The following is a 22,094-nucleotide window of genomic DNA, read 5'->3' as shown; positions in this document are numbered from 1 at the left end:
CCGCAGGAGACAACGCCATGTATCTGACGCAAGGCCTGCATCGCGCAAGCCGGCTGTATCCCGCAAAGACCGCGTTGCGCGAAGGGGCGCAGCGCTGGACGTATCCCGAACTGCTGGCCTGGGTGGCGCGCAAGGCCGCGGTACTGCGCGACCACGGCGTGCAGCCGGGCGACCGCGTCGCCTTGCTGGGCGCCAACAGCGCGGACTATGTGTCGTGGATGCTGGCATGCTGGTGGTTGGGCGCGGCGATCCAGCCCCTGAATACCCGCTGGAGCGGTGCTGAGCTGATACAAGGACTGGCCGACGGCGCGCCGCGCCTGTTGCTGTTGGATGAGGCGCTGGCGCCGCGCATGACGGACGTGACGGCGCCGGCATCGACTCGCGTGCTGCCGATGCCGGCGTTGGAAGCGCAGGCCGCCGCCGCCGCGCCGATCGAAGACCTGCGCGCGGGCGGCGCCACGCTGGCCGCCATCCTGTACACGGGCGGCACCACCGGGTTCCCCAAGGGCGCGATGCTGACGCACGCGAACTTGTGGAGCGCCGCCGTCGCCCGGCTGGCCACCGTGCCGACGGACGAGGACAGCTGCGTGCTGCTGGTGGCGCCGCTGTTCCATGTGGCGGGGCTGGGGCGCTTGATGGGCCAGTTCCTGGCGGGCGCGTCCGTCGTGATGCAGCGCGGTTTCAACCAGAAGGCGGCGTTGCAGTCCTTGCAGGACGACGGCGTCACCGAGGTGTTGCTGGTGCCCAGCATGATCCAGATGCTGCTGGATGAACCCGGATTCTCGGACTACCGCCTGGATGGCTTGCAGCGCGTGATCTGGGGCGCGTCACCGATTTCGCCAGCGCTGCTGGCGCGTGCCCTGGCCGCATTTCCGCAGGCGGAATTCGTGCATGCCTACGGCATGACGGAGACATCGGCCATGGTGGCGATCAACGCCAACGTGCGGCATGGCGGCCCGCGCGCGATGTCCGCCGGGCGCCCTGCCGTGGGGGTCGAGGTGCGCATCCTGGCGTCCGACGGGCGGGAAGCCGCGACCGGCGAGGTCGGCGAACTGGCGGTGCGCGGACCCATGGTGATCTCGGGCTATTGGAATCTGCCTGACGAGACCGCGCGCGCCTTCTCCGACGGTTGGTTGTTGACGGGCGACGCCGCGCGGCTGGACGAGGACGGCTACCTGACCGTTGTCGACCGCTTGAAAGACATGATCGTCAGCGGCGGCGAAAACGTCTATGCCGCCGAAGTCGAGGCCGTGCTGGCGCAGCACGCGCTGGTGGCGCGCTGCGCGGTGATCGGCGTGGCCCACGAGCGCTGGGGCGAAGCGGTGCATGCCGTGGTCGTCGCGCGCGCCGGCCACGCGCCGGATGCCGATGCGCTGCACGCCCATTGCCGCCAATGGCTGGCCACCTACAAATGTCCCAAGAGCTACGCGTTCCGCGACGATCTTCCTCTGTCCGCCGCGGGCAAGGTGCTGAAGTCCGTGCTGCGGCAAGACCATGAATCCCCGCGCCCGGCGGCTGCCGCGGCGCCCCTTCAGGAGAAGCAGGCATGAATCGAAAAGTATGGGTGGCCGGCGTCGGCATGATCCCGTTCAGCAAGCCCGGCGCAAGCGAACCCTATTCCGTGATGGGCATGCGCGCCGTGCGCGAAGCCTTGAAGGATGCGGGCGCGCCTTATGACGCCGTGCAGCAGGCCTACGCCGGCTACGTCTACGGCGATTCCACGTCCGGCCAGGCGGTCGTGTACGGGGTGGGCCTGACGGGAATCCCCGTCTTCAACGTGAACAACAATTGCGCCAGCGGATCCTCCGCGTTGTTCCTGGCGCGCCAGGCGGTGGAAAGCGGTGCGGTGGAATGCGCGCTTGCGGTGGGCTTCGAACAGATGGTGCCCGGTGCGCTCAAGGGCGTCTACGAGGACCGCCCTTCGCCCTTGGCGGCGTTCGTCTCGTCCATGACGGACCTTCAAGGCTACGACACGGCCAAGCCGCGCGCCGCGCAGTTCTTCGGCGGCGCGGGGCGCGACTACATGAAAGCGCACGGCATCCGGCCTGATACGTTCGCGCGCATTTCGGTCAAGGCGCGCCAGCACGCGGCGCGCAATCCATACGCGGTGTTCCGTCAGACGGTCACGCTGGACGAAGTGCTGGCCGCCCCCATGATCTTCGATCCCCTGACCCGTCTGCAGTGCTGCCCGCCGACTTGCGGCGCGGCGGCGGCCATCTTGTGCTCGGAGGATTTTGCGCGCCGCCACGGCTTGTCGCCCGCGGTCAGCATCGCGGCGCAGGCCATGACGACCGACACGCCGTCCACGTTCGGCGAGGGCGACATGCGCAAGCTGGTGGGCTACGACATGACGCGCGCCGCGGCCGACCAGGTGTACGAGGCTGCCGGAGTCGATCCCGCCGATGTCGATGTGGTGGAACTGCACGACTGCTTTACGGCCAACGAACTGATCACCTACGAAGGCCTGCGGCTGACGCCGGAAGGCACCGCCGAACAATTCATCGTCGATGGCGAGAACACCTACGGCGGCCGTGTCGTGACCAATCCGTCGGGCGGCCTGCTGTCCAAGGGCCATCCGCTGGGCGCGACTGGCCTGGCGCAGTGCGCGGAACTGGTCTGGCAATTGCGTGGGCAGGCGGACCTGCGCCAGGTGGAGGGGGCGCGGCTGGCGCTTCAGCACAACCTGGGGCTTGGTGGCGCCTGCGTCGTCACGCTGTACCAGGCCGCCTGAGGAGACCGCCATGCTGGACACCCGACATATCGGCACCGCCCTGCCCGCGTTCACCACGACGGTGGAAGCAGGGCGGTTGCGGTTTTTCGCCAAGGCGACCGGGCAGGACGATCCCGTCTATGCGGACGAGGCCGCCGCACGCGCCGCCGGCCATCCGGCGTTGCCGGTGCCGCCGACCTTTTTCTTCTGCCTGGAAATGGACAGCCCGAATCCCGCCGCCATGCGCGACCTGCTGGGCATCGACATCGGCCGGGTGCTGCATGGCGAGCAGGGCTTCACCTATCACGCCATGGCGCATGCGGGCGACGTGCTGTGCTTCGAGCCGCGCATCACCGACATCTATGCCAAGAAAGGCGGCGCGCTGGAATTCGTGGTGCGCGAGACAAGGGTGACCGATGCATCCGGGAAACTGGTGGCCGAATTGCGCGCCACCACCGTCGTGCGCAACGGCTGAGGAGAGCGCGATGAACGGCAACAAGTATCAGGACGCCCGGGCGGACGATGCGCTGCCCGGCTTTACGGCGGGCCCCGTCAGCCGGCACGCGCTGGCGCTGTACTGCGGCGCGTCCGGCGACCACAACCCCATCCACGTCGATCTGGACTTCGCCCGGTCGGCCGGCATGGAAGACGTGTTCGCGCACGGCATGCTGTCGGCGGCCTATCTGGCGCGCCTGCTGACGAACTGGGCACCGCAATCGGCGTTGCGCGAATTCGCCGTGCGCTTCGTGGCGATCACGCATGTGGGTGACGAGGTGCGCTGCACCGGGCAGGTGGTCGAACGCTTCGCGTCGCAAGGCGAAACCCGGCTTAGGGTGGAGCTGCAGGCGCGCAGCCAGACCGGTGAACTCAGATTGAGCGGCGTGGCGGTTCTGGCCGCGCCTTGAATACGGTACAGGAGAGAGACGATGGGAACGCTTGACGGAAAGGTGGCGCTGGTGTCCGGATCGGGGCGCGGCATCGGCCAGGAAATCGCACTGAAGCTGGCGCGCGAAGGGGCAAAGGTCGTTGTGAACGATCTGGACGCGGGCCCGGCCGAAGACACGGTGGCGATGATCCGCCAGGCGGGCGGGCAGGCGCAGGCCTGCGCGGGCAGCGTCACGGAATCCGGCTTTGCCGAGCGCTTCGTGGGAACGGCGGTGGACACGTTCGGCGGGTTGGACATCATCGTGAACAACGCCGGCTATACCTGGGACAACGTGATCCAGAAGATGACCGACGAACAGTGGGACGAGATCCTGGCGGTGCACCTGTCGGCCCCGTTCCGCATCCTGCGCGCCGCGTCCGGTTTCATCCGCGAGGCCGCCAAGGCCGAGGCCGCCGAAGGGCGCGAGGTGTTCCGCAAGGTCGTCAATATCTCCTCCACGTCGGGCGTGATGGGCAACGCAGGCCAGGCCAACTATGCGGCCGCCAAGGCGGGCATCAACGGCTTGACGCGCGCCTTGGCCAAGGAGTGGGGGCGCTACAAGGTCAACGTGAACAGCGTGGCGTTCGGTTTGATCAAGACGCGCCTGACCGAGGCCGCCGCCGATGGCGACGCCACGCTGGATATCCAGGGACGGCAGATCAAGGTGGGCGTGAATCCGCAGGTGCTGAAGAACGCCGAAAGCCTGATCCCGATCGGCCGCGCCGGCACGCCGGCGGAAGCGGCGGGCGCCGTGTACCTGTTCTGCCTGCCCGAATCCAACTACGTCAGCGGCCAGGTGTTGGTCGTGGGCGGCGGCCGTCCTTGATGCCCGGGGGGAACGCGATGGAAATGCCACGCCAAAGCTGGATGGACGCCGACCTGACGTTGTTCCAGGATTCGACGCGCCGCCTGTTCGAAAAGGAATTCGTGCCCGACGAGGAAAAGTGGCGAAAGCAACAGCATGCCGACCGTGAAGTCTGGCACAAGGCGGGTCGGATGGGCCTGCTGTGCGTGAGCATGCCCGAGGCCTATGGCGGCGGCGGGGGCACCTTCGCCCACGAGGCCATCGTGGCCGCGGAGCAGGCGCGAGCCATGGTCTACGGCTTCAGCAACAATGTGCACAGCGCGATCCTGGCGCACTACATCCTCAACTACGGCACCGAGCCGCAAAAGCAACGCTGGTTGCCGAAGATGGCGACGGGCGAGCTTGTGGGCGCCATTGCGATGAGCGAGCCGGGCGCGGGATCCGACCTGAAAAGTGTGCGCACCACGGCGGTCCGCGACGGCGACGCGTATGCGGTCAATGGGTCGAAGACCTTCATCACCAATGGCCTGCATGCCGATCTGGTCTGCGTGGTGGCCAAGACGGATCCGCAGGCCGGTTCGCGCGGCGTGTCGCTGATCATGATCGAAGCCCGGGACCTGCCGGGGTTCCGGCGCGGCCGGCTGCTGGAAAAGCTGGGCCAGAAAAGCGGGGATACCGCGGAACTCTTCTTCGACGACGTGCGCGTGCCTGCCGGCAATCTGCTGGGCGAGGTCGAAGGGCGCGGCTTCAAGCAGCTGATGCAGCAACTGCCGCGCGAACGGCTGCTGATCGCCGTGGGCGCGGTGGCGACGATGCGGCGCGCCATCGACGAGACGGTCGCGTACACCCGGACGCGGCAGGTCTTCGGCCAACCGCTGATCGACATGCAGAACACGCGCTTCAAGCTGGCCGAATGCGAGACCGTGGCGACCATCGCGGCGCGATTCGTCGACGATTGCATTGCGCGGCAACTGGGCGGCACGCTTGACCTGTCCACTGCCGCCATGGCCAAGTGGTGGACCACGCAGATGAACTGCCAGGTGATCGACGAGTGCCTGCAGCTGCATGGCGGCTACGGCTATATGCTGGAATATCCCATCGCCCGCATGTATGCCGACGCGCGCGTGGGCAAGATCTACGGCGGCTCGAACGAGATCATGAAAGAAATCATCGCCCGCGGGATGACCGCCTGAGGCGGGGAGACACGAATGCAGCAAGCGCACCATCAGTACTGGCCCAAGGGGCTGCCGCATCACATCAGCCAACCCCAATCCAGCCTGGTCTTCAACCTGGAGGCGTCGGCCGCGCGCTATCCCGGCAAGCCCGCCATCGTGTTCTACGACACGGTGCTGGACTACGCACGGCTCAAACGGGAAGTCGACGCGATGGCCGGCTATCTGCAGCACGGCGCCGGCGTGCAGGCCGGCGACCGCGTGCTGCTGCTCAGCCAGAACTGCCCGCAGTTCATCATTGCCTACTACGCCATCCTGCGAGCCGAGGCCGTGGTGGTGCCGGTGAACGCGATGAGCACGCCGGACGAACTGGCGCACTACCTGGAAGACAGCGGCGCCCGCGTGGCGTTCGCGGCGCAGGAGCTGGCCGGGCGCTTGGCGGATTTCGTGGACGACGGCCGGCTGGACCGGGTGATCGTGCACACCTATTCGGATTATCTGGGGCCAGGCGATGGCGACCTGGCGCCGCCCGACTGGATCGCCGCGCCACGGCGGGCGCCGGATGTCGCGGGCGGCGTGCCCTGGTATGGCGCGCTGGCCGTCAACGCGCCGCCGGCGCCGCACAAGGCGAAGGCCGCGGACCTGTGCCTGCTGCCGTACACGTCGGGCACCACCGGCCGTCCCAAGGGGTGCCGGCACACGCACGGCACGCTGGGCGCGGCAGTGACGGGCTCGCAATTGTGGCGAGGCCTGACCGCCGAAGCCGTCATCATGGGGGTGGCGCCCATGTTCCATTTGCTGGGCATGCAGAACTGCATGAACCTGCCGATCTTGCTGGGGGCCACTGTTGTGCTGCTGCCGCGCTGGGACCGCCAGGTGGCGGCGCAGTTGATGGCGCGGCACCGGGTCAGCGTGTGGGCCGCGCCGCCCGCGATGGTGGTGGATTTCTTTGCGCAGCCCGGCATCGAATCGTTCGACCTGTCCAACCTGGCCTTGCTGTGCGGCGGCGGCGCGCCCATGCCGGAATCCGTGGCGGCGATGCTGGCCGAGCGCTACGGCATCATCTTCAACGAGGCTTATGGCCTGACCGAAACCGCCTCGTTCCTGCACTGCAATCCCATACAGCGCAACAAGCGCCAATGCATCGGCGTGCCGACGTTCGGGGTGGATACGCGGGTGGTGGACCCGTCGACGCTTGCGGAACTGCCGCCTGGCGAGACCGGCGAACTGGTCACGCGGGGCGCGCAGATCATGCAGGGTTATTGGAACAATCCGGCCGCCGACGCGGACGCGTTTTTCATGCTGGACGGCGAGCGGTACTTCCGCACCGGTGATTTGGGGCGGATGGATGAGGACGGCTATTTCTTCGTTACCGACCGCTTGAAACGCATGATCAACGCGTCAGGCTACAAGGTCTGGCCGGCCGAGGTCGAGAACGCGCTGTATGAGCATCCCGCCGTGCACGAAGCGTGTGTGATCGGTGTGCCCGACGCCTGCCGAGGTGAAACAGTGAAGGCGCTGCTGGTGCTGCGTCCTGAAGCGCGGGATAGCGCACGCGAAGACGAGGTGATCGCCTGGGCACGCACGCGCATGGCGGCCTATAAGGCGCCGCGCATCGTGGAATTCGTTGACGCGCTGCCCAAGTCCAACACGGGCAAGATCCTATGGCGCCAGTTGCAGGAGGCGGAGCGTCTGGTCGGGGTCGCCTAGTTGGGGGCGCCGAGCCGGGGGCGCCGAGCCGGGGACGCCGAGCCGGGGACGCCGAGCCGCGGACGCCGAGTCGGGCCGTTCAGGTCAACTGATCGGACGTGACGACGTGCATGCCGGGCCGCGCGTCGATGGCCGCGTCCAGCATGGCCTGCGCGATCGTGCTGGCGGGGTTGATCCGCCAGCGGCGCGGCAGCAGCGGGCCCAGCAACGTCAGCGCGCCGATCGCGGCGCGTTCGCCCAGGCGGAATTCCGCACGCCGGCCGCCGATCAGGCCGGGCCGCACCACGGTCAGTGACGCAAATCCCAGGCTGGCCAGATCGCGTTCCACTTCGCCCTTGACGCGGTTGTAGAAGAAGCGCGAGGACGCGTCGGCACCGATGGCCGAGTTCAAGACATAGGCCGGGGTGCCGTGCTGGCGCGCCAGGCGGGCGACCGCCACCGGATAGTCGTGGTCGACCTTGCGGAAGGCGGCCTCGGACCCCGCCGCGCGCAGGGTCGTGCCCAGCGTGCAGATCACGGCGTCGGCGCGCCACCAGTCGGCGTCTTGCGGCAGATGCTCGAAGTCGGCCTCAGGGGTCTGCAGCTTGGCATGCGCGGGCAGCGCACGCCGGGCGAGCGAGACCACCTCCGCCACGCGCGGATCGGCCAACGCCAAGTCCAGCACATGACGGCCAACCAGGCCGGTCGATCCGATCAGCAGCAGCTTCATGGCATGCTCCAGGCAGGCTTTACGCCGTGGTGTCGCCAGCCGCTTCGGGCTGGTAGACGATCTCTTCGATCGTGGCGGCGTGTTCGGTCTGGTTGGGCGCGGTCCAGGTGATGCGCTGGCCCTGGCGCGAGCCGATCAGGCTAAGCCCCAGCGGGGACAGCACGGATACCTGGCCTTGCGCCAGGTTGGCGTCGGCCGGATAGCACAGGGTAACGATCATTTCATCGCCGTTGGCGTTCAGCAGGCGCATGCGCGAACGCATCGTGACGATGTCCGGCGTGACTTCCTCCAGCGGGATGATGGGCGCGGAATCCAGGATGTCCTGCGTGGCGTCGATCGCATCGCGCGACAGCGCGGCGGCGCTGCCGGGGCGCGTGATCATGCCCAGCAGGCGGGCGTGGTCCAAAGCGGTAATCAGTTTGTCTTGCGGCAAGGCGTTCATATGGATTCTTCTAAGACGAATGGCCCCCTCGGCAGACGCTTTTCAGGCTTGCTCGGGCGGGGCGATGGAGGAGGTGACAGTAAAGCCGGTCCCGAGGGAAGCGCTGCGATGGCGGCGGAGGGCGGATAAGCGCCTTGTCCCTGGGGAGCGCCCTTGCGGGCGGGTCAAGCGTCGTTGCGGCGCAGGTTTTCGCGCGTGCGGCGCCCGATCTGCGGTCGGCAATAGCTGAGTATATAGGCCAATGCCGGCGCGGGGGGGTGGGACGGAGGCGAAAGCGGGAGGACGCCTCCGCCCGCTGACCCCGTTTGCAGCGGAAATCAGCCCTTGATGAAGGCCAGCAGGTCGGGATTGATGACCTCGGCATGCGTCGTCAGCATGCCGTGCGGAAAGCCCGCATAGACCTTCAGTGTGCCGTGCTTCAGCAGTTTGACCGACAGCCGCGAGGCGTCGTCGATGGGCACGATCTGGTCGTCGTCGCCATGCATGACCAGCGTGGGCACGGTGATGGCCTTCAGGTCTTCGGTCTGGTCGGTTTCCGAAAACGCCTTGATGCCCTCGTAATGCGCTTTGGCCGAGCCGATCATGCCCTGGCGCCACCAGTTGTTGACGACTCCCTGGGACACCTTCGCGCCGGGGCGATTGAACCCGTAAAAGGGGCCGGACGCGACGTCGGTGAAGAACTGGGCGCGGTTGGCGGCAAGCGCCGCACGGAAACCGTCGAACACCTCGATCGGCGTGCCGCCGGGGTTGGCGTCGGTCTTGACCATCAGGGGCGGCACGGCGCTGACCAGCACGGCGCGGGCGACCCTGCCCTGCGGCTGGCCGAACTTGGCGACATAGCGCGCGACTTCGCCGCCGCCGGTGGAATGGCCGATGTGGACGGTGTTGCGCAGATCCAGGTGTTCGGCCACCGCCGACGCGTCGGCCGCATAGTGGTCCATGTCGTGGCCGTCGCTGACCTGGCTGGAGCGGCCATGGCCGCGGCGGTCATGCGCGATGACGCGAAAGCCCTTGGCGACGAAGTAGAGCATCTGGGCGTCCCAGTCGTCGCTGGACAAGGGCCAGCCATGATGGAACATGATGGGCTGGGCCGTCTTGGGGCCCCAGTCCTTGAAATAGATCTGCACGCCGTCGGGGGTAGTGATGGTGCTCATGGTCAATGACTCCGGGTAGAGGCAGGGAAGGGGAACCGCTGGGGGGCGGGCATATGGGCCGGCCAATCCACAGCGTAACGCGCATGCCGTCCCGAGGCTTGTACGTTTTCAAGCGGCTTTGAATGAAATCATCCTTGCCCCGAGTACGCGCGCTACCTTCCGGACCCGTCACCCAGGGGCGCAACCCGTACCGCAGCGTGCATGCCAGCAGCAGGTAGCTGACGATGTAGCCGGCAGCGGAACGGGGCTTTCAAGGCGCACCGCGGGGACGCGCCGGGGAACTGGCTGCGCGGCGGCGTGTAGGCGATCCTGTAGAGTCTGTGTTGCCAGGCCCTTGGCAACAACCTGCATGATCAGGACCCTCAATGAGCAAGATAGAACGTCTGCGTCTGACGGAGAACGAGCCCACCTTCGGCGGCAACCGAGTTTTCGATCTCTTCCAGTATTCCCCGGCGGTCACGGCCAATGGAATGGTGTTCATCTCGGGCCAGATCGGCCTGCGGCCAGACGGTTCCATTCCGGAGTCTCCCCGCGAACAGGCCGATTTGGCCTTCCAGCGCATTGACGCCATCCTGGGGCACCTGGGCCTGGATTTCACCCGCGTGGTAGAGATGGTTTCTTATCACGTCGATGTCGGGGCAGACCTGGCCGACTTCCGCGCGGTGAAGGAGCAGTACATCCGAGGTGACTTTCCCGCCTGGACGATCTTGGGCGTGGCGGCGCTTGCGCGCCCTGAACTGGCCGTCGAGATCAAGGTTGTAGCGGCGAAATAAGTGCCAGGCATCGGTGAAACATGCCACGACGCCCCGGGCGGTTGAACCGAGGCCCGTCCGGGACTAAGCTGCAAGCTTGGCTATCGAAAGCGGCGTTTGCGGATCCGCACGTCAGCAGCACCGGACCCGCTCACCGCAAGGAGAGCGCAGCATGCGGCATGCAGTCGATCTGTCCGGGCGCGTGGCGGTCGTCACCGGCGCCAGTTCCGGAATCGGGCGCGGTATCGCCCTGGCCCTGGCGGCGGCGGGCGCGCGGGTGGTCGTGAACCACCGCCCCAATGAAGACGCCGAACGGCGGGGCGCCGAAGTGGCGCAGATGATTGCGCGCGCGGGCGGCGAGGCCGTCACCGCGGCCGCCGACATCAGCCGCGAGGCAGACGTCGACCATCTGTTCCGCGTGGCGGCCGAGCACTTCCAAGGCATCGACATACTCGTCAACAACGCCGGCATCGAGCGGCCGGCCGCCATTCAAGACATGACGCTGGACCAATGGCAGGCGGTGATCGACACCAACCTGACCGGGCAGTTCCTGTGCGCCCGCGCTGCGGTGCGGGCTTTCCTGAACCGCGCGGATCCGCCGCCTGCGGACGCGGCGGTGGGCAAGATCATTTTCATCAGCTCGGTGCACGAAGTGATTCCGTGGGCGTTCCAGACCAACTACGCGGCCTCTAAAGGGGGCGTGTCGCTGCTGATGCAGTCCTTGGCACAGGAACTGGCGCCGCTGAAAATTCGCGTCAATTCCGTGGCGCCCGGGGCGATACGGACGCCCATCAATGCGCCGGCGTGGAATACCCCGGAAAGCCTGGCGTCGCTGCTGAAGCTGATTCCTTACGGCCGCATCGGCGAACCGGAAGACGTGGCGCGCGCCGTGGCGTGGCTGGCCAGCGACGACTCCGACTACGTGACGGGAACGACCTTGTTCGTCGACGGCGGGATGACGCTGTACCCCGCGTTTCGCGGCGCGGGTTGAGCCTATGTCCAAGCCTATCGAAGACTATGGCCTGATCGGCAACATGTTGTCGGCCGCGCTGGTGGCGCGCGACGGCTCCATTGATTGGTTGTGCCTGCCGCATTTCGATTCGCCGGCGTGCTTCGCGGCGCTGCTGGGCGACGACAGCCATGGCCGCTGGCTGCTGGCGCCCGGCGTCCCTGGCGCCATCACCACGCGCCGCTATCTGCCGGATACGGCGGTACTGGAAACGCGCCATGAAACACCGGGCGGGGTGGTGCGCGTCTACGACTTCATGCCGTTGAGCGACGACGAAGAGCGCGTTGACGTCGTGCGCATCGTGCAGGGCGAGTCGGGCCAGGTGGACATGCGGATGGAGTTGACGCTGCGCTTCAACTACGGGCAGGCTGTGCCCTGGGTGCGCCGGCGCGATTATGGGCTGAGCGCCATCGCCGGGCCGGATGCCGTCGAACTGCATACGGCCGTGCCGCTGGCCGGGCGCGACATGAAAAGCGTGGCCGAATTCACCGTCAGGAAGGACGAGACCGTCCCCTTCACCTTGTCGTATCACCGTTCGCACAAGATGCCGCATTTCGTGCCCGACCGCATGGAAAGCATGGACCGCACGATCTCGTGGTGGCATGAATGGTGCAAACGCTGTCATTGGAGTAACGGACCGGGCGAACGGCGCGATGCCGTCGTGCGGTCCCTGATCACGCTGAAGCTGCTGACCTTCCAGCCCACCGGCGGCATCGTCGCGGCGCCCACGACCTCGCTGCCCGAACAGTTGGGGGGCAGTCGCAACTGGGATTACCGGCATTGCTGGCTGCGCGATTCGGCCCTGACGCTGTATGCGCTCTTGAACGCCGGCTACCGCGAGGAAGCCGAGGCCTGGCGCCAATGGCTGCTGCGCGCGGCGGCCGGGCACCCGAACCAATTGCAGATCATGTACGGCATCGCTGGCGAACGCTGGCTGCCTGAACACGACATTCCCTGGCTTCCCGGTTATGAGGGCAGCGTGCCGGTGCGCCTGGGCAACGCCGCTGCCGGGCAGATGCAGCTGGATGTCTATGGCGAATTGATCGAGACCCTGCACGCCGCACGCGTCGCCGACCTTGCCCCGCTGGCCGAAGCCTGGCGCATGCAGAAGGTCTTGCTGAAACCGCTTGAGAAGCTCTGGCGCCAGCCCGACCACGGGATCTGGGAAATGCGCGGGCCGCGCCGCGCGTTCACGCATTCACGGTTGATGTGCTGGGTGGCGTTGGACCGCACCGTGAAATCCTGCGAACGCTTCGGGCTGGAAGGGCCGGTGGACCGCTGGCGGGCGCTGGCCGACGAGATCCGTCGCGACATCTGCACGCATGGCTATGACGCCGCGCGGAATACTTTCGTGCAGTACTACGGCGGCACGGCGCTGGATGCCAGCCTGCTGCTGATTCCGCAGGTCGGCTTCCTGCCTGCGGACGATCCGCGCGTGACGGGCACCGTGCAGGCCATCGAACGCGAACTGCTGCGCGACGGCCTGTTGCTGCGGTATTCGACCCGCCACAGCGACGACGGCCTGCCGGGCGATGAAGGCGCGTTTCTGGCGTGCAGCTTCTGGTTGGCCGATGCCTACATCATGCAGGGCCGGCTGGACGATGCGCGCCGCCTGTTCGACCACCTGCTGTCGCTGCGCAACGATCTTGGCCTGCTGGCCGAAGAGTACGACGTGGCGCGCAAGCGGCTGGTGGGCAACTTCCCGCAGGGTTTTTCGCACATCGGCCTGGTCAATACGGCCTACAACCTGAGCGCCGCTGGCGGCACGGCGCACCAGCGTTCGTCACGCGACGCGCCCCAGGAATGAGGCACGCGCCTACGCGCTATCCTTGCTTCGCCTGACCGTGCTCACGATAGTTTGAAAATGCTCTTAGCGCGCTTGCGCTTCGGTGATTTCACCGGCCACGGCCGCATGCGAAAGCGAATCGGCGGCGCCGATGATCGCGGTCTGGCGCAAGTTGAAACCCTGGTAGAGCTCGGCCAGCAGCCCGTTGCGCATCCCGAAATTATCGTAGACGACGGGTTTGGAGATGCCCGCCTTTTCGGCATGCCGACCCAGCGTCAAAGCATCGGTGCCCTCGTCGCCGAGTCGGCGTTGCGCGGGCAATGCCAGACTCAAAAAGCGATAGGGTTACGCGAGTCCCGACATATAAGAACAAGGCGCCTTTACAGGGCTAGGCACGCCAGTTGTTCACGCCAATCTGGCATGCGAAGGCTCAGCGCGTCGCGCAATCTGGCCGCCTGGATATCAGTCGCCAGAATGTGATCGTTCATTCCCACATGCGTTTCACCCGTCGGCGCAGGATCGGGCCAAGGCACAGCGTGCTGCACCGGGAAGCAACGATCATGAACGAGGCAGCTGGTACGGACATATCGCCAAACCTGGTCTCGCAGGAACCACTGATCGATGGTCCTGCTCGCCACCGCCGGTGGCGAATATGTTTTCAGCAGACGTTCCATGTTGGGTAGAGCGCCGGCGATCCCGCCCCACATTCCAGCAAGCATCAGATCCGTGTGCGTCCACCAGTCCCTCATGACGTGAAACCAGCGGTCCGACGCAATCCATGCTTCTACCGCTGATCGTTCGCGCTGGTTCACAACGGAGTCGGCATCGCGCACAACGAATCGTCCGACTTGCGGATCGTCGGCGACTTTGAAACGCCAGGTCAGACGCTGGCGGTCGCTTTGGCCCGCAGTTTCCATCCGTATGTCGGCCCCCAGCATTGACAGCGCTTCGCGCACTTCAACCGGGACAGTGTTGTCGAGGTAGAAACGGACGCGCCAGCCCGGATACAAGACTGCCGCTGCCAATGTGTTGTCGATCGCGCCGCGTAAGTAGCTTTGGCCTGAGCCCCAAAGCGAAAACGAGAGGACGGAATTCGAGTCTTTACCGGTGGCGCGTAGCCAAGCGGATGGGCTTTCGGCCGGCACGTTCCAGTTCGAAGGCGCTTTAGGTTGGCCATCATCCTTCAATTTCAGCGCTTGGGTCCCAGCTTGAGCGGCGTCGTCGAGTCGATCTTGAGCACTACGTAAGGTGCACAGAGCGTCCCATGCAACCATGTTGTTCGGTTGTATTTCGATCAGCTCCGCAAGTCGATCGCTAGCGATGTCATACCGTTTCGTCCTGGTGAGGCAGATGGCTAAATTGAGCAGCAACTGCGGATCTCGCGGATAGCCAGCCCGGGCACCTTCCAGGACGCGCGCAGCCGCTTCAAAATCGCCAACCTCAAAGAGATAAAACGCGAACTGGAGAATGGTCCCCAACGGCTTATGCGCACCTTGACGGTTCAAGTCTGCCAGGACAATGTTAATTGCGCTTTGCGCATCGCCCCGCGACCAACTTTTATGAGCGAGAGCGCTCCAACCAGCGGGAAGGGCGCGACCCTTTTCAGATTTAGGCATGGCTGCGTGGCTGACGGCGCAACACGCGCCTCTGATTCTGGGGCCTCTTTATATCACGCACTCCCGGACACGTTCGCCACCAGGAAAAACCGTGAGGGAACCGAGTGGATGCAACCATAATAGGGATATGGATAGGGGGAGCAAGAATCCTGCAGCGGTGCTGCCAGGCTAGGCGATATTGCAGTCTGACACTGAGATTTCGGAAAAAAATGCCTGCGCTTGCAGATCCTGCGGCGGTTGCCTCAGGTCAATAGCCGATAGCCCAAGGCAAGGGTCAGCAGGACGATGGCGCCCAACACCCACAACATCGCCGCTAAAGCCACGGCAAGCGGAATCCGAATCGGATGCGCTTGCTCTGCCCGGGCGGCGGGGGCTGCCAACTCGCCGGGCGGCTTGGACAGGATGCCGTCATTGGCCGCTTCGCGCGCTTTTGCAAAAGGGTCTATCGCGTCTTGCGGCCCCAGGCGGACGATCAGGATGTTGCCGGCCGGAGTCGGCGTCAAGGCAGAGGCAGGTTGGGGCGAGTTCATTGCGGTCACCGCAGTCGGGAAGCGACGGTTCGTCCAAGGCGCCTTCTTCTACGTTGTACTCCGGCGGCTGGGCCATCTGAAGATCTTGCTCAGGCGCTGATAGCAAGCCGCGTGCCCGGGTTGCAGGTACTGCCTTCCCTGGCGCCGATCACTATCCCGGCAGGTGCGGTAATGTCGGCCCTTCGCCGCGCCCGGGACGGGACGGCGTGCCCTTGGCTGGGATCAGGCGCCAGTGCGGATTCACCGGGTTCGTTTGACCATGTTCAGGATGGTCTGGAAGAGTTCTTCCCGCGCCTGCGCTTCGGTGATTTCACCGGCCACCGCGGCATGCGAAAGCGAATCCGCGGCGCCGAGCATGGCCCACAGGCTAGCCGGCGGCACGGTACGCGGGCTGGCGAAGGGCGCAAAGATCTTTTGGCATTTCTCGATGAAGGCAAGCTGGTACTGCCTTTTCACCGCTGCGATCTCGGGCGATCCGTTCAACGCCGCAAGAACGCCGGGGATCTCGCGCCCTTGCGTCAGCACGCAGTCGATATAGCTCTTGGCAATGACGCCGGCCTTGTCCTTCAACGTCGGCTTGCTGGCGGCGACGGCCGCGTCGATGATCGCGGTCTGGCGCACATCGAAGTCCTGGTAGAGCGCGGCCAGCAACCCGTTGCGCGCCCCGAAGTGGTCGTAGACGACGGGCTTGGAGATGCCGGCTGCTTCCGCCAGCCGCCCCAGCGTCAAGGCGTCGGTGCCTTCGTCGCGGATCAGCTTCCAGGAGACGTCCAGAAGCTGGCGCAGCCGCGCTTCTTTCGGCAAGCGGCGGCGCGGCGAGGGGGCGGATGGGGCGGACATCGTTTTCATCCTGTGTTGCTGGATCATTGCGGCAAGGCGAAAACCCGCTTGCCGATGGCGTGCGCCGTGTCGAGATGAGACGCCGGGAACCCGGCGTCCGAGGCAACCAGCAAATCCGAGGTCGAGACGCGTGCGCCGCAGTAACCGAAGATCCCATGGTCGATCTGCGTTTTCATCGCGCCGAAATAGCCATGCCGGGCGTAGGTTCGCATATCGGCGCCGCCGCTGGCAATCAGATGCACCTGAAGGCGCTGCAGCTTTTTGATCAACTTGCCGTCCGGGCCGGCGTCATAGGCCCAGCCATTGGTGAACACCCGGTCGATCCATCCTTTCAGCAGGCCGGGAAACGACCACCAATGAACGGGATAGACCAGCACCAGCGCGTCCGCGCGGTCGATCCGGGCGTGTTCGGCGGCGACGTCCGGGGGCGGGACCGCATTCTTCAGGTGCAGCGCCACGTCGGTTCGCGTGAACCTGGGATCGAAGGCCTCGGCAGCCAGGTCGGCGATTTCGAATGAATGCCGGGGGCTGGCGGCGGCGATCCCTTGCGCAACCTGGCCAGCGATGGCGTGGGTGAGGGAGGCCGCATCGGGATGGGCAACGACGATAAGTGCATGCATGTCTTGTGACGTCCATACGAAGATTGCTATGTACTTATAGTAGTATACGTTTAGTAGGTTGTCATTATTGCACTTTCAATGATGCGGAAGCCGAGCGTCATCCGACAACTAGAAACGGCAGGACAGGGTTTTCAATCCTGGCTTTACTTTTGCCCGCGTGCACGAGGGTCTCGCGGGCGTTGCGTTAATCTAGCCAGGCGATGCTGAGATGGCCATCGCCATGGAACCGGACCAAGGGCGCAAGATGTTCAGACCCGAAGAAATTCTCATCCTGACAGGTGCGCCTGGCTCAGGAAAAACGACTGCCGCGAACATCATTGCGCAGTTGCCTGGCAGCCCGAAAGTCCACCTGCATTCAGACGATTTCTGGCATTTCATCAAGACGGGTTCGATCCCTCCTTGGGAAACCGAAGCCCATGGCCAGAACGCCACCGTGATCGACGTCTTGGCCAGGGCGGCGGCCGGCTATGCCAACGGAGGCTACTTCGTACTGGTGGATGGCATCATCGGCCCCTGGTTTCTCGACGCGTTCCGCAGCCTCAACGTGGCCCTGCACTACATCGTGCTTCGTCCGGACCTGGGGGAGGCAATCAGGCGCTGCCAGGAACGAGGCGGCGACACCCTTTCAGACCCCGTTCCCATTTCTGCCCTGTACCAGCAGTTCGAAAATTTGGGTGTCTTGGAAGGCCATTCGCTGTCGGTTGCGGGCCTGAGCGTTGAAGAAACTTGCGATGCAATCGGCCAAGCGGTCGAAAGCGCGCGTTTCCTGCTGCGGTAGATCTGAATGTGCTTGAGCACGAATGGCGTCAGCACGTCATTCACAAGCCGAACAACAACTCCGCGTTGCGATGCGCAATCTTTTCCTTGTCCTCCTGGCTCACGGGAAGACCTTGCAGAAACGCGCGCGCGCCGGTGTTGGTAAGGTAAGGGTAGTCGACCGCATAGATGATGCAGTCCGTGCCTACGACGTTGTGAATGAACTCGAAATGCGGCAAGTTGAGCATGCCTCCTCTCTGCCCGGCATTCGTCGTTTGCGAAGGATTGCCATCGTGAAATAACTGCTAGTTGGCCCGGCCGTATGCGCGCAGGCCGTGCTGGCCGCGGCGCGCGCACAGGCCAGCCAACGGCCGTTGTCGCCGCCGAACGTTTTCAATGAATCTGTTCTGAGCCTTTTGCTGCAATTCCGACAAGGTATTCCAATCGGGATCCGTGTACGTGCGCAGTTGAATCGGATAGGCCGGATGCCCGGCCAGGCATGCATTGAACGCGTCCAGGAAGGCTTCGACGTCAACAGTGTAGTAACGCCACTCCTTCAGATGATTGCCCGTCAGGCAAGCCACCTGTACCCCGATATCGGAGTTCTCGAAGCCCTTCTCGATGGCCTCTTCAAAGCTATTCGTGTTCTTCTTGTCTTCGTCATTGGGCATGCCGGACTCGGAGGTCTTGCCAGCGGATCAAGGATCCGAGACATCCACGTCCCTTACGTAGTCGCCAATACTCCTATGCCCCAACGACTACGCACAAGGGCTGTCGTGCCGTTCTGATCACGCTTTTATTGTTGTTGTCAGGGATAGAGCACTCGCAATAAAGTTCGCGCTTTTTGACGGGAGACATTTCAACCGCGCAGTACGTCGATCGGCGACCAGCATGTCCTTGACCCGGTCCGCGTTGGACCCGAAGCAGACGTCCGAGAGAAATTCGGACGTCTGTTGCATCGTTGACAATCGCACCTTTGATTTCGAGGTCACAAGGCGAGCTTCACCACGTGTACTTCGCGCCAATCCGCCCCACATACTGATGATAGTCTTGCGCGCCCCAGCTGCCGGAAGCGTTGACCCATCCAGTCCAGCCCTTGGTGAAGTCGGCATGGACGCCGACCTTCAATTCATACCGGTCCTTGGGATACAAGCCCCCGACGGGCAGTTGATTGAAAGACACGGAACTGTCGACGCTGCTGTGCCACCAATTCACGGTCGCGAAGGGTTGCGCCTTGCGGTTGTTGCCAAGGTCAAGCGTGGTGAACGTGCGCACCCCAAGACGGGTAATGGTGCCGTTGGAGTCGGCTCGGTCTACCCGAGTGCCGTTCTGCTCCGTGATGCTGTCGGTGTTGGTGTCGACATAGATTACTTGCGCCTGCGGTTCCAGCATCCAGTTTTGCTGCAGCTTGAAGGCGTAGCCGGCCTCCGCAGACACCGCCCAAGCCTGAGAGTCGTAGTCGACTCTCGGCAGCTCGGTTCCTTGCACACGGTTGTTGAACCAGCCGTATTGGAACCAGGTGTCCACGTAGGCGCCTAGTTTGGTCTCATCATTTTGAAACCATGTGCCGTACACGCCTGCGCTGTACCCGTTCACGCGGCCTTTTGCTTTGTATGGGTTGCCGTCGGCGCGGGCAGTGCTGTCAGCCGTCCCGTAACCGAGCATGGCTCCCAGATGCAAGCGATCGGTCTCTGAAAAGAGCTTCCATTGCGCAAGATCTCCGCCGCCCTGCAACAGGAAAAGGTCGGTGCTGACGTCAAAGTTGCCGTCGCGGCTGTGGGTGCCTTCCCATTGTCCTACCGCGCGCAACCAGAGCGCTCTGCGCTTGCTGCCTTGATCTGGGAACTGTTGCGATTCGATGAACTGAGGTTCTCCCAGCCGGTCGTGCATGCTCTGCACGAACATCTGCCCGACCAGGCGTTGGTTGGCCAGGTAAGCCGCAACTTCGGGTCGGTACAGCGGCTCGGGGGCAGGTGTCGGCCCAGGCGGCCCAGGCGGGACGGGCGGTTCGGGCGGCGGCTCCGGTTCCTTTTCAGACCGCAAGTACCAGCTCTGATCGCTAGGCGCTGCGGCGGACCCCTGGTAGAGCCGATATTCGTAGGGGCCTGCGACGGCGCGTCCGGTCAAGGAAAATGCGGACGATTGGGTCGTGGCCCCATTGATGGTGTCGACGACCTTGATGCCGGCCGCCGTGGTCAACGCCCCCGGGCCTCCGGCATTGGTGATGCGCAGGCCTGTGGTGCCTGTGGCGGCGCCGCCATCAATGATCAGCTTATCCGAGGGGGAACTGTCATTTCCCAGATAGGTGTTCAAGCCAATCAGGCCGCCGCTAGAACCGGTGTAATTGGTTGCGGTCAGTGTTTTGAATGTGCCCGATGAGGGGGCCGTGAACAGAATCTGGCTCGCGTTGTTGCTCAGGGAGGTAATGTTGGAATCTCCGGTCATGTTCCATACCGAGCCATTGCCAAGCGAGACGGTGGACGCAGCGCCGCTCTCGGTCAGGGCCGAGCCGTTGAGCGTGGCCCCCGAGGCGTTGACTATGGCAATGCTCGTGGGCCCAGCCGCTGGCGCAGCCACGCCGCCCGCCAGGATCGCCACCCTCACCCCTGACAGGCCGGGCGAATCTGTCCCTGAAGCGGTCGCTGTATCGGGAGCCGCCAGCGGATCGGCTGCAAGCGCCGATCCGCCGATCACATGCAGCCAGCGAGGTGCTCCCGTGACTTGTGTACCGGTCAATGTGACTTGCGCGGTGCCCCCATTGACGGCGATGGCGTCGAATTGCGCGCTGCTCAGGGTACCGCCCGTCAAGGTCGCGGTAGCCGTGATGCCCGCATCGCTGCTCAGTCCCAAACCAGTCGCGGAGGTGCCGGTCGCCTGCAATGTGGCATTGGTCGCGTTCAAGGTACCGTTGATGACACGCGCGGCAAAGGCGCCCTCGCCGGAGGTGCTGACGGACGTGCCGTCGACAGAAACCGTCGCCATCGCGCCACGGGCATACAAGCCATGCGAGTTGGTGCCTTGCGTTTGAACAGAGCCGCCGGTCAGGCTCAGTGCCACGATGTCGGTGGGCGTCGTGCCCCATGCCGTCGCGCCGGGAGCATTGCTGTTTGTGGATATTGCCGTTACGTTGGTACCGGTCACGCGAGAGTTCGCGCCATAACTGAGCAAGTTGTACCCCGAAGTGCCTTGGGTCGTCACTTGTGCATTTTGTAGCGTAATAGTCGAACCCTGGACCGCATAGACCCCATAGGCTGACCCTCCGGATGCGGTCACCGCTACGTTCGATGCGTTGATCGTGCCGGCATTGGCGAACAGGCCGGCGCCGCTGGCACCCGTCGTGGTGATGGTGGTGCCGTTGAGCGTGACGTCCGAGCCGATGGAACCTACACCATAGGCAACGTCGCCGGCCGTGGAGATCGTTCCGCCTGTGATCATTATCTTGCCGCGTACGCCATTCAGTGCGTTGGCAAGGGCCCCATAGGCGCCATAGGTGCCCGTGCCATCCCGATACGCATTGCCTCGCGTCACGATGGCAACGTTATTTAGCGTAATTTGACTACCGAAGGCATAAGCGCCCGTTGCGCCCAAGCCTTCCGTGAGGATGTTGGCTTGGGTCAGAGACATACTGCTGTTGTGGCTGGCGACCGCACCGTAGGAGCCGACGGGCAGACCGCCGACGTTGCCGTAGCCTCCGGTGGTATGAATGTTCAGACCGCCGGCCGACGTCGCTGATACACCGGTATTTTGCGTCCACAGACCGGCCGACGCGTTTCCGGCGGTCGTGATGGATGTGGTGATGCCGGGCGTTGCGCCGCTACGGAAGATAATCGTTCCGCCTGTTGCGTAAATGCCGAATGAATTGAAGTTGCTTGCGGAGAATGACACCGGTCCGGGGCTTGGACCCGCTGCGGGATCGACGATCAACGTCCCGCCCGTCACGGCCGACGCCGTCCCCGGGGTGGTGATCGTCGTACCGCCCACCACGGTGGTGGTGCCGTTGCCCACGTTGACTGGAACCCCGATCGGTCCGGGACCAACCGTCTGTGCGGAGACGTATGTTGCCGCGGGTAGTAGCGACCCTGTGGTGACCAGAGGATATAACCAGCGCAGCGCTGGACGCCGCGGACGTGAAGACCCTGATACTAACCAGCGTTTCATAATCATTCTCCCGAAGTTGCGAGATAAAACTCACACGGTCAGACTTGATGAAACTGGCAATATCTTTGATTTCGGAAAAAATCCTAACACATGTCCAGGGTTTCGGTATTAAAAAAACTAAGGACCGCTTTGGGCCGAAAGTGGCTGGTTTTAGCGGACCGCTTGCGACCCGATGCGGACCGTGAAGCCCTGCATCGACTGCACGACAGCGCAACATCCGCTCTCTGCCGTCACCCTCGTCGCAGAAACGCAACAAAGGCCTCTGAGCGCAACGGGCGGCTGACCAGATGGCCCTGGATGGCGTCGCAGCCGGCGTCCTTCAGCTCATCGGCCTGATTTGAGTAAGACGCCCCGGGCGGTCGCGCAGCGGGATCAACGGCGGCGGGCACCCCTGCGCCCA

Annotated in this window: 22 protein-coding genes; 11 read left to right on the top strand and 11 right to left on the bottom strand. The window is 64.5% G+C overall.

Annotated features, from left to right (window positions below):
• Positions 1–17 precede the first annotated feature (17 nt).
• Genes A9973_RS02785 through A9973_RS02755 form a run of 7 tightly spaced genes read left to right on the top strand, consistent with a single transcriptional unit; the run spans position 18 to position 7,322 of the window.
• Positions 18–1,550 carry an AMP-binding protein gene (locus tag A9973_RS02785; protein ID WP_183012231.1) on the top strand — a complete coding sequence of 511 codons (1,533 nt, stop codon included), beginning with the start codon at positions 18–20 and terminating at the stop codon, positions 1,548–1,550.
• The gene (locus A9973_RS02780) at positions 1,547–2,731 is read left to right on the top strand and encodes a lipid-transfer protein (protein WP_183012230.1); all 1,185 of its coding nucleotides are present in this window, start codon (positions 1,547–1,549) and stop codon (positions 2,729–2,731) included. Before A9973_RS02785 ends, A9973_RS02780 begins: the two co-directional genes overlap by 4 nt.
• 10 nt (positions 2,732–2,741) lie before the next feature.
• Positions 2,742–3,185 carry a MaoC family dehydratase N-terminal domain-containing protein gene (locus A9973_RS02775; RefSeq protein ID WP_183012229.1) on the top strand — a complete coding sequence of 148 codons (444 nt, stop codon included), beginning with the start codon at positions 2,742–2,744 and terminating at the stop codon, positions 3,183–3,185.
• A gap of 10 nt (positions 3,186–3,195) precedes the next feature.
• Positions 3,196–3,615 (top strand): MaoC family dehydratase, encoded by a 420-nt coding sequence (locus tag A9973_RS02770; RefSeq protein ID WP_183012228.1) that lies wholly within the window; start codon positions 3,196–3,198, stop codon positions 3,613–3,615.
• A gap of 21 nt (positions 3,616–3,636) precedes the next feature.
• A complete protein-coding gene (locus A9973_RS02765) occupies positions 3,637–4,461 on the top strand; it encodes an SDR family NAD(P)-dependent oxidoreductase (protein ID WP_183012227.1) in 825 nt (274 codons plus the stop codon).
• A 17-nt stretch (positions 4,462–4,478) separates the two neighbouring features.
• Positions 4,479–5,633, top strand: coding sequence for an acyl-CoA dehydrogenase family protein (locus A9973_RS02760; RefSeq protein ID WP_183012226.1), 1,155 nt, complete (start codon positions 4,479–4,481; stop codon positions 5,631–5,633).
• 15 nt (positions 5,634–5,648) lie between these two features.
• Positions 5,649–7,322, top strand: coding sequence for a long-chain fatty acid--CoA ligase (locus A9973_RS02755; protein ID WP_183012225.1), 1,674 nt, complete (start codon positions 5,649–5,651; stop codon positions 7,320–7,322).
• Positions 7,323–7,401: 79 nt separating this feature from the next.
• Here the strand turns inward: A9973_RS02755 and A9973_RS02750 are convergent, their stop codons facing one another.
• The 3 genes from A9973_RS02750 to A9973_RS02740 form a co-directional block, all read right to left on the bottom strand.
• Positions 7,402–8,031, bottom strand: coding sequence for an oxidoreductase (locus A9973_RS02750; protein ID WP_183012224.1), 630 nt, complete (start codon positions 8,029–8,031; stop codon positions 7,402–7,404).
• Between the two features lie 19 nt (positions 8,032–8,050).
• Positions 8,051–8,473, bottom strand: a complete 423-nt coding sequence (locus A9973_RS02745; RefSeq protein WP_183012223.1) for a GreA/GreB family elongation factor — start codon at positions 8,471–8,473, stop codon at positions 8,051–8,053.
• Positions 8,474–8,790: 317 nt separating this feature from the next.
• A complete protein-coding gene (locus A9973_RS02740) occupies positions 8,791–9,627 on the bottom strand; it encodes an alpha/beta fold hydrolase (RefSeq protein ID WP_183012222.1) in 837 nt (278 codons plus the stop codon).
• Between the two features lie 365 nt (positions 9,628–9,992).
• On the opposite strand from A9973_RS02740, the gene A9973_RS02735 reads away from it, so the two are divergent.
• The 3 genes from A9973_RS02735 to A9973_RS02725 all read left to right on the top strand — a co-directional run bounded on the left by A9973_RS02735 (position 9,993) and on the right by A9973_RS02725 (position 13,195).
• The gene (locus A9973_RS02735) at positions 9,993–10,400 is read left to right on the top strand and encodes a RidA family protein (RefSeq protein WP_183012221.1); all 408 of its coding nucleotides are present in this window, start codon (positions 9,993–9,995) and stop codon (positions 10,398–10,400) included.
• Between the two features lie 151 nt (positions 10,401–10,551).
• Positions 10,552–11,370 (top strand): glucose 1-dehydrogenase, encoded by an 819-nt coding sequence (locus A9973_RS02730; RefSeq protein ID WP_183012220.1) that lies wholly within the window; start codon positions 10,552–10,554, stop codon positions 11,368–11,370.
• 4 nt (positions 11,371–11,374) lie between these two features.
• Positions 11,375–13,195, top strand: coding sequence for a glycoside hydrolase family 15 protein (locus A9973_RS02725; RefSeq protein WP_183012219.1), 1,821 nt, complete (start codon positions 11,375–11,377; stop codon positions 13,193–13,195).
• A gap of 63 nt (positions 13,196–13,258) precedes the next feature.
• Here A9973_RS02725 and A9973_RS02720 read toward each other — a convergent pair whose 3' ends face one another.
• The 5 genes from A9973_RS02720 to A9973_RS02700 form a co-directional block, all read right to left on the bottom strand.
• A complete protein-coding gene (locus A9973_RS02720) occupies positions 13,259–13,495 on the bottom strand; it encodes a TetR family transcriptional regulator (RefSeq protein ID WP_255468983.1) in 237 nt (78 codons plus the stop codon).
• Positions 13,496–13,554: 59 nt separating this feature from the next.
• On the bottom strand, positions 13,555–14,790 hold the full coding sequence (locus A9973_RS02715) for a M48 family metallopeptidase (protein ID WP_183012218.1): 1,236 nt from the start codon (positions 14,788–14,790) through the stop codon (positions 13,555–13,557).
• A gap of 242 nt (positions 14,791–15,032) precedes the next feature.
• Positions 15,033–15,320 carry a hypothetical protein gene (locus A9973_RS02710; RefSeq protein WP_183012217.1) on the bottom strand — a complete coding sequence of 96 codons (288 nt, stop codon included), beginning with the start codon at positions 15,318–15,320 and terminating at the stop codon, positions 15,033–15,035.
• 240 nt (positions 15,321–15,560) lie between these two features.
• Positions 15,561–16,169, bottom strand: coding sequence for a TetR/AcrR family transcriptional regulator (locus A9973_RS02705; RefSeq protein WP_183012216.1), 609 nt, complete (start codon positions 16,167–16,169; stop codon positions 15,561–15,563).
• Positions 16,170–16,183: 14 nt separating this feature from the next.
• Entirely contained in the window at positions 16,184–16,780 is a 597-nt protein-coding gene (locus A9973_RS02700; RefSeq protein WP_183012215.1) for an NAD(P)H-dependent oxidoreductase, read from the bottom strand.
• A gap of 208 nt (positions 16,781–16,988) precedes the next feature.
• On the opposite strand from A9973_RS02700, the gene A9973_RS02695 reads away from it, so the two are divergent.
• Positions 16,989–17,558 carry an AAA family ATPase gene (locus A9973_RS02695; protein ID WP_255468982.1) on the top strand — a complete coding sequence of 190 codons (570 nt, stop codon included), beginning with the start codon at positions 16,989–16,991 and terminating at the stop codon, positions 17,556–17,558.
• A gap of 40 nt (positions 17,559–17,598) precedes the next feature.
• On the opposite strand, the gene A9973_RS02690 is transcribed toward A9973_RS02695, so the two are convergent.
• The 3 genes from A9973_RS02690 to A9973_RS02680 form a co-directional block, all read right to left on the bottom strand.
• Positions 17,599–17,784 carry an amidohydrolase family protein gene (locus tag A9973_RS02690; protein WP_183012214.1) on the bottom strand — a complete coding sequence of 62 codons (186 nt, stop codon included), beginning with the start codon at positions 17,782–17,784 and terminating at the stop codon, positions 17,599–17,601.
• A gap of 57 nt (positions 17,785–17,841) precedes the next feature.
• Positions 17,842–18,207 carry a DUF695 domain-containing protein gene (locus A9973_RS02685; RefSeq protein WP_183012213.1) on the bottom strand — a complete coding sequence of 122 codons (366 nt, stop codon included), beginning with the start codon at positions 18,205–18,207 and terminating at the stop codon, positions 17,842–17,844.
• Between the two features lie 331 nt (positions 18,208–18,538).
• The gene (locus tag A9973_RS02680; RefSeq protein WP_370539430.1) at positions 18,539–21,541 is read right to left on the bottom strand and encodes an autotransporter outer membrane beta-barrel domain-containing protein; all 3,003 of its coding nucleotides are present in this window, start codon (positions 21,539–21,541) and stop codon (positions 18,539–18,541) included.
• Between the last annotated feature and the right edge of the window lie 553 nt (positions 21,542–22,094).

The sequence above is a fragment of the Achromobacter sp. UMC46 genome, assembly GCF_014170335.1.
Classification (GTDB): domain Bacteria; phylum Pseudomonadota; class Gammaproteobacteria; order Burkholderiales; family Burkholderiaceae_B; genus Achromobacter.
Note: the sequence above shows the minus strand (reverse complement) of the source record. Positions and strands in the feature narration are given on the sequence as shown.

Coding starts and splice junctions, on each gene's coding strand:
- A9973_RS02780 (WP_183012230.1), top strand. CDS start 1,547: ATGAATCGAAAAGTATGGGTGGCCGGCGTCGGCATGATCCCGTTCAGC.
- A9973_RS02715 (WP_183012218.1), bottom strand. CDS start 14,790: ATGCCTAAATCTGAAAAGGGTCGCGCCCTTCCCGCTGGTTGGAGCGCT.
- A9973_RS02745 (WP_183012223.1), bottom strand. CDS start 8,473: ATGAACGCCTTGCCGCAAGACAAACTGATTACCGCTTTGGACCACGCC.
- A9973_RS02770 (WP_183012228.1), top strand. CDS start 3,196: ATGAACGGCAACAAGTATCAGGACGCCCGGGCGGACGATGCGCTGCCC.
- A9973_RS02690 (WP_183012214.1), bottom strand. CDS start 17,784: ATGCTCAACTTGCCGCATTTCGAGTTCATTCACAACGTCGTAGGCACG.
- A9973_RS02775 (WP_183012229.1), top strand. CDS start 2,742: ATGCTGGACACCCGACATATCGGCACCGCCCTGCCCGCGTTCACCACG.
- A9973_RS02700 (WP_183012215.1), bottom strand. CDS start 16,780: ATGCATGCACTTATCGTCGTTGCCCATCCCGATGCGGCCTCCCTCACC.
- A9973_RS02755 (WP_183012225.1), top strand. CDS start 5,649: ATGCAGCAAGCGCACCATCAGTACTGGCCCAAGGGGCTGCCGCATCAC.
- A9973_RS02705 (WP_183012216.1), bottom strand. CDS start 16,169: ATGAAAACGATGTCCGCCCCATCCGCCCCCTCGCCGCGCCGCCGCTTG.
- A9973_RS02685 (WP_183012213.1), bottom strand. CDS start 18,207: ATGCCCAATGACGAAGACAAGAAGAACACGAATAGCTTTGAAGAGGCC.
- A9973_RS02730 (WP_183012220.1), top strand. CDS start 10,552: ATGCGGCATGCAGTCGATCTGTCCGGGCGCGTGGCGGTCGTCACCGGC.
- A9973_RS02710 (WP_183012217.1), bottom strand. CDS start 15,320: ATGAACTCGCCCCAACCTGCCTCTGCCTTGACGCCGACTCCGGCCGGC.
- A9973_RS02785 (WP_183012231.1), top strand. CDS start 18: ATGTATCTGACGCAAGGCCTGCATCGCGCAAGCCGGCTGTATCCCGCA.
- A9973_RS02750 (WP_183012224.1), bottom strand. CDS start 8,031: ATGAAGCTGCTGCTGATCGGATCGACCGGCCTGGTTGGCCGTCATGTG.
- A9973_RS02760 (WP_183012226.1), top strand. CDS start 4,479: ATGGAAATGCCACGCCAAAGCTGGATGGACGCCGACCTGACGTTGTTC.
- A9973_RS02725 (WP_183012219.1), top strand. CDS start 11,375: ATGTCCAAGCCTATCGAAGACTATGGCCTGATCGGCAACATGTTGTCG.
- A9973_RS02735 (WP_183012221.1), top strand. CDS start 9,993: ATGAGCAAGATAGAACGTCTGCGTCTGACGGAGAACGAGCCCACCTTC.
- A9973_RS02765 (WP_183012227.1), top strand. CDS start 3,637: ATGGGAACGCTTGACGGAAAGGTGGCGCTGGTGTCCGGATCGGGGCGC.
- A9973_RS02695 (WP_255468982.1), top strand. CDS start 16,989: ATGGCCATCGCCATGGAACCGGACCAAGGGCGCAAGATGTTCAGACCC.
- A9973_RS02740 (WP_183012222.1), bottom strand. CDS start 9,627: ATGAGCACCATCACTACCCCCGACGGCGTGCAGATCTATTTCAAGGAC.